This window comes from Streptomyces sp. NPDC057702 (genome assembly GCF_042799315.1).
In the GTDB taxonomy this organism is placed as follows: Bacteria; Actinomycetota; Actinomycetes; order Streptomycetales; family Streptomycetaceae; genus Streptomyces.
This window is the reverse complement of sequence record NZ_JBHVJC010000013.1, coordinates 40,739-57,064: the sequence shown is the minus strand read 5'-3', so window position 1 is coordinate 57,064 and position 16,326 is coordinate 40,739. Positions and strand designations below refer to the sequence as shown.

The window sequence follows — 16,326 nt, the reverse complement described above, 5'->3', positions numbered from 1 at the left end:
ACCGCCCAGCTCACCGGGGTATTCCGCGCCCGCGCCCATGCCTGTGCCCATGCCCGCGCCCGCGCCCATGCCCGCGCTCACGCCCGCATGCATGCCCGCGCCCGCATCCATGCCCGCGTCCGCGCCCGGGGCCGAGGCGGATCGGGCCTAGCGGTCGGCGCGTACGCCGTGCTCACCAGCCGGCGCCGCCACACCCCCACCCGTCGCCGCCACCCCTCCAGCCGCCACCGTCACACCCCGCCCACCACCCGGCGCCGCCAGCCGCCCGGACGCCAGCCACCCACCGGTCCGGCGAGCCCGTCGCTCGCGACGGCCCCCGTCACGGATTGCCGCAAACGCCCGTTACGGGAACGGAACTCACGCATCCGACACGTGTGGGTCGTACACGGGTCAGCGGGCCGCCGTCCGTCGCCGTTCCAATCGCCTGCGACTTCAACAGCCCAGGAGGGCCACAGATGACTCAGTCCTCGTACTCCTCGTACGAAGAAGAGGCGGAGCGCGACATACGGGCCGCGGCGGCGCACCTCGGCCGACGTCGGTTCCTGACCGTCACCGGCGCCGCCGCCGCGCTCGCCTTCGCCACCAACCTGCCGGGCAGCGCGCAGGCCGCGACGGAGACGTACGACGCCGCGCGGATCGCGGACAACCCGTTCACCCTCGGCGTGGCCTCCGGCGACCCGCGCTCCGACTCGGTCGTGCTGTGGACGCGGCTGGCCCCGCGCCCGTTCGAGATCGGTGGCGGCCTGCCGCGCAAGAAGGTCCAGGTGCGCTGGGAGTTGGCGCACGACGAGAACTTCCGCCGGATCGCGCGGCGCGGCACCACCAGCGCGTTCGCCGAGTTCAACCACACCGTGCACGTCGAGCCGGCCGGGCTCGCGCCGGGCCGCGTGTACTACTTCCGCTTCCGCGCCGGCGCGTGGATCAGCGAGACCGGTCGCACTCGCACCGCGCCCGCCACCCATGCCCGCGTCGCCGACATGCGCCTTGGTCTGGTCTCCTGCCAGGCGTACCACGACGGCTACTTCACGGCCTACCGTCACCTGGCCGAAGAGGACCTGGACGCCGTCTTCCACCTCGGCGACTACCTGTACGAGTACGCGGTCAACTCGGTCGGCGGCGCCCGCAACTACACCGACCGCAAGCTGCCGGCGGTCTTCAACCGCGAGACGATCACGCTGGAGGACTACCGGCTGCGCTACGCCCTCTACAAGGGCGACCCGGACCTGCGGGCCGCGCACGCCGCACACCCCTTCATCGTCACCTGGGACGACCACGAGACCGAGAACAACTACGCGGACGACACCCCCGAGAACGACGTCCCGCCGGAGGAGTTCCTGATCCGCCGCGCCGCCGCCTACCGCGCGTACTGGGAGAACCAGCCGCTGCGCGCCCCGCAGCGCCCGAACGGCCCCGACATGCGGCTCTACCGGCGCCTCCAGTACGGCCGGCTGGCCCAGTTCGACATCCTGGACACCCGCCAGTACCGCTCGGACCAGGCGTACGGCGACGGCTGGCAGGTGCCCGGCCCCGAGTCCACCGACCCCTCGCGCACCCTGACCGGCGCGGCGCAGGAGCGCTGGCTGATCGACGGCTGGCGCCGCTCGAACGCGGTGTGGAACGTCGTCCCGCAGCAGGTCACCTTCGCCGAGCGGCGCAGCACCAGCAGCGCCGACTACAAGCTGAGCATGGACTCCTGGGACGGCTACCCGGCCTCGCGCGAGCGCGTGCTCGCCGGGGCCGAGTCCGCGGGCGTGGACAACCTGGTCGTGCTGACCGGCGACGTGCACGTGCACTACGGGTTCGACATCAAGCGCGACTTCGCCAAGCCCGACTCGCGGACGGTGGGTGTCGAGTTCGTCACCACCTCCATCACCAGTGGCAAGGACGGCACCGAGAAGCCGGACAACTGGGACCGTTACATGAAGGCCAACCCGCATCTGAAGTTCTACAACGGCAAGCGCGGCTACGTGGCCCTCACGCTGGACGGCGAGCAGGCCCGCGCCGACTACAAGACGGTGCCCTACGTCACCAAGCCGGGGGCACCGGTGGAGACCGTGGCCTCCTACGTCACCGAGGCGGGCAACCCGGGCCTGCACCAGGTCTGATCCCGACACCCTGTCGCGGGGGACCACCCCCGTGCCCCGCGACCGGGCCCCACCGTGTGACACGGCGCCCCACCGCGCGCCGGCCCCACCGTGGGCCGGCGCCGGCCGGCCGTCTCCGCCGCCCTGTCGCCGACCGGCCCGGCCGCCCGTCCGTGCCGGCCGCCCCGCCCCACCCGCCTCGTACCCGCCCCACCGTCCCGCCCGCGCCACCCGCCCCGACCAGGCAGGGGCCCTCACGTACGGGCGGCGGAGGGCCGGGTGGGCTGAGCCGGGAATCACGTGCGCGGCCGAGCGGATACGGCCAAAGCCACGGCTCCACCGTGACAACATGGTTAGGCCACCAAACGACTATGGAGTCACGCATGACGGACCCCGGCCCCCGCGCGGCCGAGCCCACCGAGACCCCGACCTCCGCCTCCACGACCGCCACCGTGCCCGACGCCCCCGCCGGCGTCGCCGACGCCCCGGCCGCCACCGCCGACCCCGTCATACCCGGGCGGCCGGCGCGCTCCTCCGCCGCCGCCCCCGCCCCCACCGTGCCCGGCCAGCGCGCCTTTGGGCCGCGGAGCAGGGCCACGGCCCCCGCCCCCGACACGGCTCCCGGCACGCCGGGGCTCGCCGCGCAGCGCCGCACGGGGCTGCTGGTCACCCTGATCCTCGGCGGCCTGACCGCGCTGCCGCCGCTGTCGATGGACATGTACCTGCCGGCGCTGCCGGAGGTGACCGACGCCCTGCACAGCCCCGCCGCCACCGTGCAGCTCACGCTCACCGCCTGCCTGGCGGGCATGGCCCTGGGGCAGCTCGTCGTCGGGCCCATGAGCGACCGCTGGGGGCGCCGCCGCCCGCTGCTCATCGGCATGGTCATCTACGTGATCGCCACCGCCATCTGCGCGTTCGCCCCGGGCGCGGAACTCCTGATCGCCTTCCGGCTGCTCCAGGGACTGGCCGGCGCCGCGGGCATCGTGATCGCACGGGCGATCGTGCGCGACCTGTACGACGGCGTCGAGATGGCCCGCTTCTTCTCCACACTGATGCTGATCTCGGGCGTCGCGCCGATCATCGCGCCGGTGATCGGCGGCCAGGTGCTGCGGCTGACCGACTGGCGCGGCGTCTTCGTCGTCCTCACCGTCATCGGCATCCTGCTCACGCTGGTCGTCTGGCGCTGGTTGGGCGAGACGCTGCCGCCCGAGCGGCGGCACACCGGAGGACTGGGCGAGGCGATGCGCACCATGCGCGGCCTGCTCGCCGACCGCGTCTTCACCGGCTACACGCTGGTGGGCAGCTTCGCCTTCGCCGCGCTGTTCGCCTACGTCGCCGGCTCCGCCTTCGTCATCCAGGAGATCTACGGCGCCTCGCCGCAGACCTTCAGCCTGCTCTTCGGCCTCAACTCGATCGGCCTGGTCGCCGTCGGCCAGCTCAACGGCAAGGTGCTCGTCGGCCGGGTCAGCCTCGACAAGGCCGTGGCCGTCGGGCTCGCGGTGATCATGGCGGCCTCGGTGGCGCTGCTGCTCATGGCGGGCGGCGTGTTCGGCGAGGTGGGCCTGGTGCCGATGGCCGCCGGACTGTTCGTGCTGATGTCCGCGATGGGTCTGGTCATGCCCAACACCAACGCCCAGGCCCTGATGCGCACCCCGCACGCCGCCGGCTCGGCCTCCGCGCTCCTGGGCACCACCTCGTTCCTGATCGGCGCGATCGCCTCGCCCCTGGTCGGCATCGCGGGCGAGGACACGGCGGTGCCGATGACGGTGGTCCAGGTCGGCTGCACGTTCGCCGCCGGCGCCGCGTTCGTGGGACTGTGCCGTCCATGGCAGCGCGCGACGAGCGGCAACGAGACGGTGCGGGCCCAGCAGACCCCGGTGGCCGGCGGCCCGACCCGGAGCTGACCACCCCGCCGGGCCCCGCCCCCCGACCGGGCACGCCCCCGACCGGCGCGCGCCAGGCCCCCGACACCGGACCGGGGCACCCCGGCCCGGACCGGGGCGAGCTGGCCCGGCTCGTGCGCGAGGTGGCGGCGCTGCCGCGCGGCGAGCGGCCCTGGTGCGCGGGCGTCGTGGTCCTCGCGGGGCAGGGCGAGCGCACCCTGGTCCGCGAGGCGTTCGGCTGGGCGGTGCGGTACGCGGGCTACGACGAGACCGCCGACCGGGGCGTCGAACTGCCGCCCCCGCACGCCGCGCCGGGCCCCGGGCCGGCGCGGGTGGCGGCGCGTACCGACACCGTCTTCGACCTGGCCTCGCTGACCAAGCTGTGCACGGCGGTGGTGGCGCTGCGCGAGGTGGAGCGGGGCACCCTCGCGCTGGACGGGCCGGCCGCCGCGTACGCCCCGGAGCTTGACGCCGCCGCCGCGCACGGCATCACGGTGCGCCACCTGCTCACGCACACCTCGGGGCTGCGTCCCGAGCTGCCGCTGTACGCGCTGCCCGTCAGCCCGGGGCGCGACCCGTTCGCCGCCCGCTGGGCCGCCGTGGCCGCCGAGGTGCCGCTGAGCGCGCCGGGCGGGGCCTACCGCTACTCCGACCTGAACATGCTGCTGCTCCAGCGGGTCCTGGAGCGCGTCACCGCCCGCCCGCTGGACGCGCTGATCCGGGAGGGGCTCACCGGGCCGCTGGGCATGCGGCGTACCCGCTTCAACCCGCCGGCGAGCTGGCGGCCCCACATCGCGGCGACGGAGGACCAGCGCGCCCCGTGGGGCAAGCTCGACCGGGGACCGGTGCACGGCGTCGTCCACGACGAGAACGCGTACGCGCTGGGCGGCGTCGCCGGTCACGCGGGGCTGTTCGCGCCGGCCGGGGACCTGGAGATCCTGTGCCGGGCGCTGCTGGCCGGCGGCGCCCGCGGCGGGGTCCGCGTCCTGACGCCCGCGTCCGTGGCGACGCTGCTCGCGCCGCCGGGCCTGGGCTTCGCGGTGGACCAGCCCTGGTTCATGGGCGAGCTGGCGGGGCGCGGGGCGGCCGGGCACACCGGGTTCACGGGCACCAGCCTGGTCCTGGACCCGGCCAGCGGCGGCTATCTGGTGCTGCTGGCCAACACCGTGCACCCCCGCCGCCGGCCGGCGGACAACGCGCCGCGCGCCGCCGCGGCCACCCGTCTGGCCCGCGCGATCGGCGCGCGCCCACCGGCTCCGGGCAGGCACTAAACTTCCTCGGATGCACGCCCCCCGTCCCCCCGTCCCGGACACCGCTCCGGACGCCACCACGGACGCCGCCCCCGGGCCCGCTCCGAGCGCGGCCACCGCCGCCACCGACGCCGTCACCCACCCGGCCTCCGACGCCGACGTCGGCCCCGTCACCGGCGAGAGCCTGCGCGCCGCGCTGGCCACCCTGCTCGACGGGCTCCCGCCCAAGCAGGCCACCCAGGCCGTCGAGCGGCTCATCAGCAACTACCGGGGGCGCACCCCGACCGAGGCGCCGGTCCTGCGCGACCGCTCCGACGTGGCCGCGTACGCCGCGTACCGGATGCCCGCCACCTTCGAGGCCGCCCGGCACGCGCTCGGTGCGCTGCGTGACACCGCCCCGCACTGGGTGCCGGCCAGCCACGTCGACATCGGCGGCGGCACCGGCGCCGCGACCTGGGCCACCGCCGCGACCTGGGCCGACGGGCGGCGCACCGGCACCGTCTACGACTGGGCCGAGCCCGCGCTGGCGCTCGGCCGCGAGCTGGCGGCGGACGCCGACTCGGTGGCGCTGCGCGGCACGCGCTGGCAGCGGCGTCCCATCGGCGCCGGTTTCACCCTGCCCGAGTCGGCCGACCTGGTCACGGTCTCGTACGTGCTCGGCGAGCTGACCGAGGCCGACCGGGACACGGTGGTGGACGCGGCGGCCGGCGCCGGGCAGGCCGTGGTGGTGGTCGAACCGGGCACCCCGGAGGGCTATCTGCGGGTGCTGCGGGCGCGCGAACGGCTGGTCGGCGCGGGGCTGCGGGTGCTGGCCCCGTGCCCGCACGGCGGAGCCTGCCCGATCGCGCCCGGCGGCGACTGGTGCCACTTCGCGGCCCGGGTCAACCGCTCCTCGCTGCACCGCCAGGTCAAGGGCGGCTCGCTGTCGTACGAGGACGAGAAGTTCAGCTACGTGGTGGCGGCGCGGCCCGGGGTGGGCGGCGGAACGCCGGAGGACCGGGTGGTGCGACACCCGCAGATCCGCAAGGGCCAGGTGTGGTTGGACCTGTGCACGGCCGACGGTCAGTTGCGCCGCGAGGTGGTCACCAAGCGGCGTGGCGCGCTCTACCGGGCGGCCCGCGACGTGACCTGGGGCGATCCGTGGCCCGCGGCCCGGGAGGAGTGAGCCGACCACGGCGCGCGTGCCGGGGCCGTCCGCGCCCCGGCGCCGTACGCCGGGCTCGCGCGGCTTCGCGGGCTCGGCCCGGCGCGCCCGCCCCGTGCGGCGAGGTCGCGTACCCGGGACGCGCGGACGCGTCGGGCGGGCCCGGCGCGGGGTCGGGGGAGAGGCTGTTCCGCGCCCGGCCCGCGAGGCTGGCGGGTGGCCGGGGTCGGCCGGTGGTGGCCGAGCTGGCTCAGCCGGGGTCGGCCAGGGGGCCGGGCCGGCTGGGGTGAGGGGTCGGCGGGGGAGAGGTCACGGCCGGCCGCGGGGGGCGGTCGTGCCGGCGGGGTCGGGCGCGGCTACCGCAGTTCCTGCGTGCAGCACTTGACGCTGCCGCCGCCCTTGAGGAGTTCCCCGAGGTCGAGCCCGACCGGTTCGTAGCCGCGCTCGCGCAGTGGCTCGAACAGGCCCACCGCCTCCTGCGGCAGCAGCACGTGGCGGCCGTCGCTGACGGCGTTGAGGCCGAAGGCCGCCGCGTCCTCCTCGGTGGCCAGCAGCGCGTCCGGGAAGAGCCGGGCGAGCACGGCCTGACTGCCGGCGGAGAAGGCGCCCGGGTAGTACATGATGTCGGCGTCGGTGGAGTCGTCGAGCACGGCCAGCGCCGTGTCCAGGTGGTAGTAGCGGGGGTCGACGAGGTCGAGGCCGATGACCGGGCGGCCGAAGAACTCCTGGGCCTCGGGGTGGGAGAGCGGGCTGCTGCGGAAGCCGCGCCCGGCGAGCAGCAGCGAGGCGGTGACGGCGAAGTCGCCCTCGCCCTCGTTGATGTGCTCCGGCTCGTAGACCTCGGCGTACCCGTGGGAGCGGAACCAGGCGACGTGCGCCGCCGCCTCGGCCGTGCGCTCGGGGTGGGCGAAGCGGGCGCCGAGCACGCGCCCTTCCACGACCAGCGCCCCGTTGGCCGCGAACACCATGTCGGGCAGCGCGGGGTCGGGGGCCAGTTCGTCGACGGTGTGGCCGAGTGCCCGGTAGCGGTCCCGCAGCACCTCCCACTGGGTGCGGGCGAGCGCGAGATCGACGGGCTTGGTCGGGTCCATCCAGGGGTTAATGGAGTACGTGACCTTGAAGTGCGTGGGTGGGCACATCAGGTAGCGGCGCGGGATCGCGCGGCGCTGGTACGTACGCAAAGAGGGCTCCTCCCGGTGGCGGTGGGCGCGCACGGATCGCGTGCGCACCAAAATCGTCCATCCTGCTGGGCCGCCGTACATGGACCGGGTGGGTCATTTGCCACTAGTCCAGACCGACCCCTTGAGCGGTCACTATGCGCCGCTTCGTCACGTAACACGATCCTTCACGCGCGGTCGGTCGCGCCATGCCCGCCGACGGGCGAGTGCGCCGGCGTACGCACGGCGCACTGGCGCGGCCCACGGCGGGTGCCCCGAAGGAGGTCGCGCGGGCCCGGCCGGCCTCCTCGGCGCACGGCGTGGGCCCGCGGCCGAAGGTGGCCACGGGCCCGCGCGCCCTGGTGCTGGAGCGTCGCGCGGACGGGGCGGGCGGCCCCGCTCGCGGCGGCGGGGTCACGCGTCGGTCTCCCCGTTCCTCTCCCGCAGTTCGCGCAGCAGCTCCCGCTTCCGCGCCATCGGGTCGGGGCCCGGGGCCCCGCGCCCGCCGCGCCCGCCGCGCAGGGCGGAGCGGGAGAGGTTGGCGCGGGTGCCGCCGACGCCGAGCATGCTTCCGGAGCGTCCCTTGCTCATGGGTGCCTCTTTCTCTGTGCGGGGTGCGGGCGGCGCCGGGGCCGACCCGTGGGCGAGACGGTTCGTCTCGTCTACGGGGGAGTTTCCGCGAGACGCGTCGTCTTGTCAAGACGATGCGTCTCGTCTCGTGGTTGGTAGGTTGGCGGTATGACCGAGAACATGGCCCGCAAGACGGCCCCCGACTCAAGCCGCCGCAGCGAACGCTCGCGCCGCGCGATCCTGGACGCCGCCCTCGAACTCGTCGGCGAGGTCGGCTTCGGCAAGCTCACCATCGAAGCCATCGCGGCCCGCGCGGGCGTGGGCAAGCAGACGATCTACCGCTGGTGGCCCTCGAAGGCCGCCGTACTCTTCGACTCCTTCCTCGACCAGAGCGACGGCGCCCCGGAGATCACCCTGCCGGACACGGGCGACCTCGCCGCCGACCTCAAGTCCGTCCTGCGCGCCACCGTGGACGAGATGGACCACCCCAAGTACGCGCTGCCCACCCGCGCGCTGGTGGCCGAGAGCCAGAACGACCCCGAACTCGGCGCGGAGCTCAACGCCCGCGTCCTGGAACCCCAGCTCGCCGCCTGGGAGGGCCGACTGCGCGCGGCCCAGGCGGCCGGCGAGGTCGCCGCCGACGTGGACGTGCGGGTGGCCGTCGAGATGATCGTCGGCCCCGTCTTCCACCGCTGGTCGCTGCGGACCCTGCCGATGAGCCACGCGTACGCGGACGCCGTCGTGGACCAGGCGCTGCGCGGCATCGCCGCCACCCCCACGGCCGGCTAGCCGGACGCCGCCCCCCGCCCCCGCGCGCCGCCCCACCCCGGACGCCGGGCGGCGCGCGCCTCGCTGCCCCCCCCCCCCCCCCCCCGGGCGGCCCCCCTCCCCGTAGCCGGGGGGCCCCGCGCCGGGGTCCGGGCGGCGGGGCCGGAGACCACCGGGCCCCGCCGCCCACGCCCTGGGCGCGGCGGGGCGCTCAGGTCCGGCGGGTGGACGGCCAGTGCCACGCCCCGAGTGATCATAAGCAAAACGCTAGGGCCAAAAATCGGGATTTGCCCCCACTCGGGACCGGGCAGCGGGATAGTCTCTGCCGCCCCGGCTCCGTACCGCGGTCACCCGGGGAGCAGGATGGTGGCAGCATTGATCGCAGGACAGCGGTGAAGCGAGGGGATATATGGAACGCAAAGGCAGGTTCTCCCAGTGGCTGCGCCGACCCAGGGGCGGATCGGACGCGGACCCGGCGGGCGCCGGGGGCGCGCGTGAGGACCTGCTGTCGGCCGCGGCGCGCGCCGGCTTCCCCCTGGCCCCCGCCGCCCACCCGGCCGGCTACCGATGTTCCTGCGAGCGCGTGGGCTGTCCGACCCCGGCCCGACATCCCGTGTCCTTCGCCTGGCAGACCCAGGCCACCACCGACGCCGAGCGCGTCACCCAGTGGCTGCGGGCCCAGCCCGAGGCCAACTTCATCACCGCGACCGGCATCGCGCACGACGTCCTCGACGTGCCGGTCGACGCCGGTCGGCACGCCCTGGAGCGGCTCGGCGCCGCCGGCGTGGAGGTCGGGCCCGTCGCGACGTGCAGCCCGGACCGGATGCTGTTCTTCACCGCGACCCGTGGCACCCCGGACGACGAGGACGAGTGGTGGCCCTGCGAGTTGGACTGCCACCCCGAGACCATGGACGAGCACCCCGGGCTGCGCTGGCACTGTCGCGGTAGCTACGTGCTGGTGCCGCCGGCGCGACTGCCGGGCGACGGGCACGTGGCCTGGCTGCTGGGCCCCGAGCGCCCGCTGCCCGACCCGCTGTCCCTGCTGGAGACGCTCACCGACGCGTGCGCGCTGTACGCGAGTGAGAACGCGGACCACGAGACGGCGGCCTGGCCGATCGGCCACTGAGCCCCTCGCGCGCCGGCCCGGCCCCGGCCGGGCCCCACCGTCCGCCGCGGAGCGCCCGTCGGGGCGCCCGCCGGCGGCCCGCGTTACTCGCCCTTGGCCGTCGTGACGCCCTCAAGCCGGTTGAGGAAGACCACCTCGCGCTCCGTCGCGTTCCCGGCCGGGACGCGGACGGAGGACTCGAAGACCCGGGTCAGCGTGATGGCCTTGCGGACCTCGCCGGTCATGACCGCCTCGACCCGCTTGGGCGGGGTCGGCCGGTAGCCCTTGGCGGCGGTCTGCTTCTGGCGGTGGTAGGAGGCGAAGAAGACCACGCCGCCGCCGTCCCTGGTGCGCAACCCGACCGGCGCGAAGTCGCCGCCGCGCGCGGGGGTGTCGATGTACTCGGTCCAGTACTTCGGGGTGCGCACGTGCTTCTGGCGCTCCGCCCGCAGCGCGGAGGTGGCCGGCCCGTCGGCGAACCGCCCGCCCTCGCCCGTCATCAGGTAGTTCACGTACGCGGAGCTGAGCTGGTCGGGGCGCATCGCCAGCCCGGAGTCCGCGCCGGTGGGGACCGGTTCGGCGTAGCCCTCCTCGTCCAGCGCGAAGTCGGGCACCTCGTCGTCGCTGAGCAGGGACAGGTACGCGGCCCGCCACTGCTCGTGCGGGCCGCCCCGGGTGAACAGCAGCATCCAGCGGCTGGTGCCACGGTTGCTGTCCGCGTCGGCGACGAAGAACTTCGGCCAGCCGGCCTGTCGCGGGATGGTGTAGCGGGCGTCCTTGAACTCCAGATCGCTCGCGCGCGGGTTGCCCTTCGGGTGCTCGGCCCGCTCCGCCGTCAGGTCCGCCTTGCCGATGGCCAGGAGCGGGCCCGTCTCGGCCCGGGCGATCAGCTTCGGATCGGCCGCGCGCCACGCCTTGTTGTACGCGTCGGTGAACTGGCGAAGGACCCGGGGGGCCTCCTCCTCGCTCACCGCCGGGATCACCGCGCGCTCGCCGTGCACCGTCACGCAGCCGGTCAACGTCAGCAGCACCGTGGTCGACAGCGCCGTCAACGCCAGCCGGGGCAACCTTCCCATCATGGGCTCCTGCTCCATCGGGTGCGCCTCGCTCTGCACCGGGGACGCCACGAACGGCGCAACCCTATACGGGGCGTGCCGCCGCCCGGGCCCGGGGACCGGCCGCCTCCGCAGCCACCGAGCCGGCCCGCGCGAGGTGCGGTGCGCCCCGCCGGCGCACGGCACGGCCTCCCCTTCGGTCTCCCCCTCCGGCCGGCCGACGTACGACCTGGCTCGCCGGTCCACCGCCCGCTCCCCCCGCCACGCCTCCGCCCGCCGGCGTGCGCCCGTGCCTCGCCCGGGGGTGGGTCAGCGGAGTGGGCCGTGGCCGGCCTCGCGGCGGGGGACCACCAGGGGCACCCCGGTGCGCGGGTGGCGCAGCACCTCCACCGGCTGTCGGTAGACCTCGGACAGCAGCGCCTCGTCGAAGACCTCGTCGGCCGGCCCGTCGGCGGCGATCCGCCCGCCGTGCAGGATCGCGGTGCGGTCCGCGTACGCCGCCGCCAGTCCCAGGTCGTGCAGGACCACGACCACGGCGTCGCCGGCCGTGGCCCGCTCCCGGCACACCCGCAGCACCAACTCCTGGTGGCGCAGGTCGAGTGCGGCGGTCGGCTCGTCCAGCAGCAGCAGGGCCGTGCGCTGGGCCAGTACCCTGGCCAGCGCGACGCGGGCCCGCTCGCCGCCGGAGAGCGAGCCGAAGGGCCGGTCGGCGAACTCGGCGACCTCGGTGCGGGCCATCGCCGAGGCCACCGCCGGGTCGTCCTCGTCCTCGGCCGGCGTGCCCGCCCACGGGGCCCGGCCCATCCGCACCACCTCCTCCACCGTGAAGGGGAAGGAGAGCGCGGCGGACTGGGGCAACACGGCCCGGCGCAGTGCCAGTTCGGCCGGGCTCCAGTCGGTCACGGGGCGGCCGTCGATCCGCACGACACCCGACTCGGCGCTCAGGTCGGCGGCGAGCGCGGCCAGCAGCGTGGACTTGCCCGCGCCGTTCGGCCCGACCAGCGCGAGCACCTCGCCCGCCCGCACGCTCAGCCCCACCTCGCTGAGCACCGGCCGCTCACCCAGGCGCACGCGCAGGTCGGTCACGTCCGCCGCCAGGTCGCCGGGCGCGGGGCGGCTCGGAAGCCGCCGGGCCCGACCGGTCAGCCGGCCCGCCAGAGCGCGCGCGATCATGCCCAACCTCCCTGCTTGCGACGGGTCCTGCGGAGCAGCCAGAAGAAGAACGGACTGCCGAACAGCGCGGTCAGCACGCCCAGCGGTAGCTCGGCCGGCTGGGCCACGGTGCGCGCCGCGAGGTCGGCGGCGACCAGGACCAGTGCCCCGCCCAGCGCGCTGCCCGGCACCAGGAAGCGGTGCCCCGGGCCGGCGGCCATCCGCAGCAGGTGCGGCACCAGCAGGCCGACGAAGGTGATGATGCCCGCGACCGCGACGGCCGCCGCCGTCAGCAGCGCGACCAGCAGGACGACGACCACCCGCAGCCGCTCCACGTCGACACCCAGGTGCCGGGCCGGGCGCTCGCCCAGGGCCAGCAGGTCCAGTTGGCGGGCGTAGAACGGGGCGAGGGCGAGGCCGGCCACCGCGCACGGCAGCACCGCGAGCACCTTGGGCCAGGTGGCCTGGGAGAGGCTGCCCAGCTGCCAGAAGGTGATCTGGGTGATCTGCGCGTTGTCGGCGAAGAAGATGAACAGGCCGATCAGCGCCCCGGCGAAGGCGTTCACGGCGATGCCGGTCAGGATGAGGGTGACCACCTCGGTCTTGCCGTCCGACCGCGAGAGCGCGTACACGACCAGCACGGTCAGCAGCCCGGAGGCGAAGGCGCAGACGGTGACGGTCCAGTCGCCGAGGAAGGTGAGGCCGAGCGCGATGGAGCCCACCGCGCCGACGGCGGCGCCGGCCGAGATGCCGATCACGCCCGGTTCGGCCAGCGGGTTGCCGAACCCGCCCTGCATCAGCGCCCCCGCGCACCCCAGTGACGCCCCGACCAGCAGGGCCAGCACCACACGCGGCAGCCGTACGTTCCACAGCACGCTCTCGCCGACCCGGTCCAACGGGGCCCCGCCGAGCCCCATCCGGTGCAGCGCCGAGCGGATGACGCCGCCCACGGGGATGTCGTACGCGCCGGTGCCGGCGGCGACCAGGCACAGCGCGGCCAGCGCGAGGACGAGCCCCACGGTCAGCGTGGCGGCCCGGGTGCGCCGCCGCCCGCCAGTGGGGGCGGGCCGCCGGTGAGCGGTGTCCGGCGTGGCGTGCGCGAACCCCCCGGGCCCGGCGGACTCTTCCGCCCGCGCGGGCGCCTCGGGGCGCGACGGCTTCCCGGCCCGCGCGGGCCCGGAAGGCGGTGGGGGAGTGGCCGAGATCGTCATGCCGCGTCCTCGTACAACTGGTCCACCAGCGAGCGCAGTACCTGGTCGGTCCGGGGGCCGTAGTTCAGCAGCTTGCCGTCCTCGACCGAGACGACGCGGCGGTCCATGCCGGCCGGGGTCTCGGCGACGCCGGGCAGTTTGAGCAGCCCGTCCACGCCGCCGACCGAGTCGAGTCCCTTGGTCATCACCAGGATCGCGTCCGGGGCGGCCTTGGCCAGTGCCTCGCTGGTGATCGGCGTGAAGTCCTTGGTCAGGCCCGACTCCTCGCCGGCGTCCCGCGCGCCCGCCGCCTCCAGGAGCGAGCCGGCGCCCGAGTCGCGCCCGCCCAGCAGGTAGACGGCGGCCGAGCCGCGCAGGTACAGGAACGCCACCCGGGGGCGCTTGCCGTCGGCGGGGGGCGTGATGTCGGCCCGGACGGCCTCGATCCGGCCCTCGGTGCGCTGGCGCAGCGCCCTGCCCGCGTCCGGTACGCCCAGTGCGGCGGCCACCGCGTCGATGCGGGTGCCGACGTCGTCGAGCTTCTTGGCCGGTGCCAGGACGATCAGCGGGATGCCCGCGTCGCGGATCTGGTCGATGGCCTCGGCCGGGCCGGTGCCGGTGTCGGCCAGCACGACGGTGGGCCTGAGCGAGAGCACGTTCTCGGCCGACACGTCGTGCGCCCGCGTCACCACCGGCAGCTTCCGGGCCTGGGCGAAGTCGGCCGTGACGTCGCGGCCGACGACGTGGTCGCCGAGACCCAGGGTGAAGACGATCTCCGACAGCGAGCCGGTGAGCGGCACGATCCGCTCCGTGCTGGTCACGGTCGTGCGGTGCCCGTCGGCCGAGGTGACGGTGGCCGGCAGGTGGGGCGTGGGCCGGTCCGCCAGCGGTTCCAGCGTCTCCGCTCTCGCCGTGGAGGCGTTCTTCCCGGAGCCGCCCGAGCCGCCCTCGGAGTCGCCGCATCCGGTGAGCCCGACCGCGAGGGTCAGCGCGGCGGCCAGGGCGGCGACGATGCGCGGGACGCGGGCGGGAGTCCTCCCCGACTGCCGTTGCTGCACGTTAACGCCTCTCTGTCGTCCTGCCGTCCACGGTGTGCCGGCCCCGGGGTTCCGACCGGGCCGAGCTGTAGCTTAGGTTAGCCTTACCTTCATCGCTACGCTTCGGGAGGGGCACTGATGCTGCCGTTCAGACCCACCCGCGCCTGTGTGCTCGTGCTGCTCGCCGGGCTCCTCGGCGCGTTGTCACCCGCCACCGCCGCCCACGCGGCGGACCGCACGGTCTCCGGCGGGCGCCTGGACTGGGGCCTGAAGTCCTCCTTCCAGCGCTACGTCACCGGGCCCATCGCCCAGGGCAGTTGGAGCCTGGAGGGGGGCGCCGCCACCGTCGGCGAGAGCCAGTTCCGCTTCCACTCGGCCGCCGGCTCCTACGACCCGACCAGCGGCTCCTTCGGCGCCGCGTTCACCGGCGGCGTGCACTTCCTCGGCCACCGCACGGCCAGCGGCTCCTACGAACTCGACCTGCGCCTGAGCCGGCTGACCGTGCGCACGCCGGGCACCGGCACCGGCACCCTGTACGCCGACGTGGTCAGCAAGGCCAAGGGCACCGGCAAGGTCACCAGCGCCAGCCAGGTCCCGCTGGCCTCGCTCGACCTGTCCCGGGTGACCATGCGCGGCGGCGGCACCGCCGTGGTGCTCAACTCCATCCCGACCACCCTCACCGCGCGCGGCGCCCAGGCGTTCGCCGGCTACTACACCGCCGGCACCCCGCTGGACCCGCTGAGCCTGTCGGCCGACGTCGTAACCGGCGCGGCGGACCAGCCCGGCGGCGCCGAGGCGAAGGACACGGGCGACGCCGCCAAGGGCGCCACGGGTGACCAGGGCGGCAAGGCCAAACCCACCGAGCCGGCCGGGGACGCCGCGAAGGGCCGGGCCAAGGACGCCGGGAAGATCGCCGACGCCGCCGTCGACTGGGGGGTGCGCCGCACCTTCCGGGAGTACGTCACCGGGCCCGTGGCCAAGGGCCGTTGGCAACTCACCGACGGGGCACGGGACGGCGGCGCGCTGTTCCGCTTCACCGCCGGCAAGGGCGCCTACGACCCGCGCGCCGGCACCCTGGACGCCACCTTCGCCGGCCGTACGCACTTCACCGGCACCGATCTCGACCTCGCACTCAGCGGCGTACGGGTCAGGGTCGCCGACGGCCGGGGCACCCTGGCGGCCGACGTGAGCACCGACGGGGCCACCCGTCGCGACGTCCCCCTGGTCACCTTCGACGCCCCGGCCCTCAAGGGCTCCGCGCCGAAGGACGGCCTGGTCACGGTGGCGGAAGCGCCGACCAAGCTGACCCGCGAAGGGGCGCGCGCGTTCGGCGACCGATACCGGGCCGGCACCGCGATGGACCCCCTGTCGCTGGCCGTGGCCACCGACGCGAAGGCCACCCTGCCGCCCCTGCCCGACCTGGGCAGCGAGCCGACCAGCACCCCGGAGCCGACGCGCTCGGCCACGGCCCTGGCGGCCCCGGCGAACGACCCCGCCGACGACGGGGGCTCCGCCGGGCCGTCCACCCCGGTGCTGGTGACCGGCGGCGCCGCGCTGCTGGTGGCGGGCGCCGCGGCCACCCTCTACGCCGTCCGCCGACGCCGCCCCACCCCGCCCGCCGGCCCCGCTGACACCGACGCCGCCACCACGACCACGACCGACACCGACGGCGCGCCCTCGGGCGGTTGACCGGGGCGCCCCCGGAGCGCCACCCCCCGAACCACGACCCGGCGCGGCCCCGCCGTGCCAGGTCGCACGCCCCCGCACGCCCCACGCGAGCACGCGACGGGCAGCCGCGCGGCGAACGGACCCCCGACCGTGCGCCGCCCGGCCCGGGCGGCCCCCGACGCGTACGCGCCGGCGCCGCCCGCAACCCAACGGGCCCGACCGCTGCCCCCGGCGGCCGGCCCCACCCCCAACGCAAGGAGAGA

General features: G+C 75.7%; 13 protein-coding genes. 7 read left to right on the top strand and 6 right to left on the bottom strand.

From position 1 onward, the window contains the following. Positions 1-455 precede the first annotated feature (455 nt). The 4 genes from ACFVFR_RS11970 to ACFVFR_RS11955 all read left to right on the top strand — a co-directional run bounded on the left by ACFVFR_RS11970 (position 456) and on the right by ACFVFR_RS11955 (position 6,382). Complete coding sequence (locus ACFVFR_RS11970; protein WP_383700085.1) at positions 456-2,105, top strand: alkaline phosphatase D family protein; 1,650 nt, start codon at positions 456-458, stop codon at positions 2,103-2,105. Positions 2,106-2,467: 362 nt separating this feature from the next. Beyond that, on the top strand, positions 2,468-3,988 hold the full coding sequence (locus tag ACFVFR_RS11965; RefSeq protein WP_383700083.1) for a multidrug effflux MFS transporter: 1,521 nt from the start codon (positions 2,468-2,470) through the stop codon (positions 3,986-3,988). Then, positions 3,910-5,238, top strand: coding sequence for a serine hydrolase domain-containing protein (locus ACFVFR_RS11960; protein ID WP_383700081.1), 1,329 nt, complete (start codon positions 3,910-3,912; stop codon positions 5,236-5,238). The genes ACFVFR_RS11965 and ACFVFR_RS11960 overlap by 79 nt, the downstream gene beginning before the upstream one ends. Positions 5,239-5,248: 10 nt before the next feature. Next, complete coding sequence (locus ACFVFR_RS11955; protein ID WP_383700079.1) at positions 5,249-6,382, top strand: small ribosomal subunit Rsm22 family protein; 1,134 nt, start codon at positions 5,249-5,251, stop codon at positions 6,380-6,382. Positions 6,383-6,717: 335 nt separating this feature from the next. Here ACFVFR_RS11955 and ddaH read toward each other — a convergent pair whose 3' ends face one another. Together ddaH and ACFVFR_RS11945 are read right to left on the bottom strand one after the other, a co-directional pair. After that, positions 6,718-7,542, bottom strand: coding sequence for a dimethylargininase (gene ddaH / locus ACFVFR_RS11950; protein ID WP_383700076.1), 825 nt, complete (start codon positions 7,540-7,542; stop codon positions 6,718-6,720). A 390-nt stretch (positions 7,543-7,932) separates the two neighbouring features. Then, a complete protein-coding gene (locus tag ACFVFR_RS11945) occupies positions 7,933-8,109 on the bottom strand; it encodes a DUF6243 family protein (protein ID WP_383700074.1) in 177 nt (58 codons plus the stop codon). 159 nt (positions 8,110-8,268) lie between these two features. Between ACFVFR_RS11945 and ACFVFR_RS11940 the strand changes: the two genes are divergently transcribed. Further along, complete coding sequence (locus tag ACFVFR_RS11940) at positions 8,269-8,877, top strand: TetR/AcrR family transcriptional regulator (protein WP_383700362.1); 609 nt, start codon at positions 8,269-8,271, stop codon at positions 8,875-8,877. Positions 8,878-9,265: 388 nt separating this feature from the next. Beyond that, positions 9,266-9,982 carry a bifunctional DNA primase/polymerase gene (locus tag ACFVFR_RS11935; RefSeq protein ID WP_383700072.1) on the top strand — a complete coding sequence of 239 codons (717 nt, stop codon included), beginning with the start codon at positions 9,266-9,268 and terminating at the stop codon, positions 9,980-9,982. Between the two features lie 83 nt (positions 9,983-10,065). Here the strand turns inward: ACFVFR_RS11935 and ACFVFR_RS11930 are convergent, their stop codons facing one another. The 4 genes from ACFVFR_RS11930 to ACFVFR_RS11915 form a co-directional block, all read right to left on the bottom strand. Next, complete coding sequence (locus ACFVFR_RS11930; protein WP_383700070.1) at positions 10,066-11,037, bottom strand: hypothetical protein; 972 nt, start codon at positions 11,035-11,037, stop codon at positions 10,066-10,068. Positions 11,038-11,325: 288 nt separating this feature from the next. After that, positions 11,326-12,189, bottom strand: coding sequence for a heme ABC transporter ATP-binding protein (locus tag ACFVFR_RS11925; RefSeq protein ID WP_383700068.1), 864 nt, complete (start codon positions 12,187-12,189; stop codon positions 11,326-11,328). Continuing rightward, on the bottom strand, positions 12,186-13,379 hold the full coding sequence (locus ACFVFR_RS11920; RefSeq protein WP_383700066.1) for a FecCD family ABC transporter permease: 1,194 nt from the start codon (positions 13,377-13,379) through the stop codon (positions 12,186-12,188). The genes ACFVFR_RS11925 and ACFVFR_RS11920 overlap by 4 nt, the downstream gene beginning before the upstream one ends. Then, complete coding sequence (locus ACFVFR_RS11915; protein ID WP_383700064.1) at positions 13,376-14,416, bottom strand: hemin ABC transporter substrate-binding protein; 1,041 nt, start codon at positions 14,414-14,416, stop codon at positions 13,376-13,378. Before ACFVFR_RS11915 ends, ACFVFR_RS11920 begins: the two co-directional genes overlap by 4 nt. A gap of 117 nt (positions 14,417-14,533) precedes the next feature. Between ACFVFR_RS11915 and ACFVFR_RS11910 the strand changes: the two genes are divergently transcribed. Then, positions 14,534-16,084 (top strand): HtaA domain-containing protein, encoded by a 1,551-nt coding sequence (locus tag ACFVFR_RS11910; protein ID WP_383700062.1) that lies wholly within the window; start codon positions 14,534-14,536, stop codon positions 16,082-16,084. The last annotated feature ends 242 nt before the right edge of the window (positions 16,085-16,326 follow it).

What these genes read in the sequence shown, in the direction of transcription:
- ACFVFR_RS11970 (WP_383700085.1), top strand. Translation starts at nt 456, where the DNA reads ATGACTCAGTCCTCGTACTCCTCGTACGAAGAAGAGGCGGAGCGCGAC.
- ACFVFR_RS11965 (WP_383700083.1), top strand. Translation starts at nt 2,468, where the DNA reads ATGACGGACCCCGGCCCCCGCGCGGCCGAGCCCACCGAGACCCCGACC.
- ACFVFR_RS11960 (WP_383700081.1), top strand. Translation starts at nt 3,910, where the DNA reads ATGGCAGCGCGCGACGAGCGGCAACGAGACGGTGCGGGCCCAGCAGAC.
- ACFVFR_RS11955 (WP_383700079.1), top strand. Translation starts at nt 5,249, where the DNA reads ATGCACGCCCCCCGTCCCCCCGTCCCGGACACCGCTCCGGACGCCACC.
- ACFVFR_RS11945 (WP_383700074.1), bottom strand. Translation starts at nt 8,109, where the DNA reads ATGAGCAAGGGACGCTCCGGAAGCATGCTCGGCGTCGGCGGCACCCGC.
- ACFVFR_RS11940 (WP_383700362.1), top strand. Translation starts at nt 8,269, where the DNA reads ATGGCCCGCAAGACGGCCCCCGACTCAAGCCGCCGCAGCGAACGCTCG.
- ACFVFR_RS11935 (WP_383700072.1), top strand. Translation starts at nt 9,266, where the DNA reads ATGGAACGCAAAGGCAGGTTCTCCCAGTGGCTGCGCCGACCCAGGGGC.
- ACFVFR_RS11930 (WP_383700070.1), bottom strand. Translation starts at nt 11,037, where the DNA reads ATGGGAAGGTTGCCCCGGCTGGCGTTGACGGCGCTGTCGACCACGGTG.
- ACFVFR_RS11925 (WP_383700068.1), bottom strand. Translation starts at nt 12,189, where the DNA reads ATGATCGCGCGCGCTCTGGCGGGCCGGCTGACCGGTCGGGCCCGGCGG.
- ACFVFR_RS11920 (WP_383700066.1), bottom strand. Translation starts at nt 13,379, where the DNA reads ATGACGATCTCGGCCACTCCCCCACCGCCTTCCGGGCCCGCGCGGGCC.
- ACFVFR_RS11910 (WP_383700062.1), top strand. Translation starts at nt 14,534, where the DNA reads ATGCTGCCGTTCAGACCCACCCGCGCCTGTGTGCTCGTGCTGCTCGCC.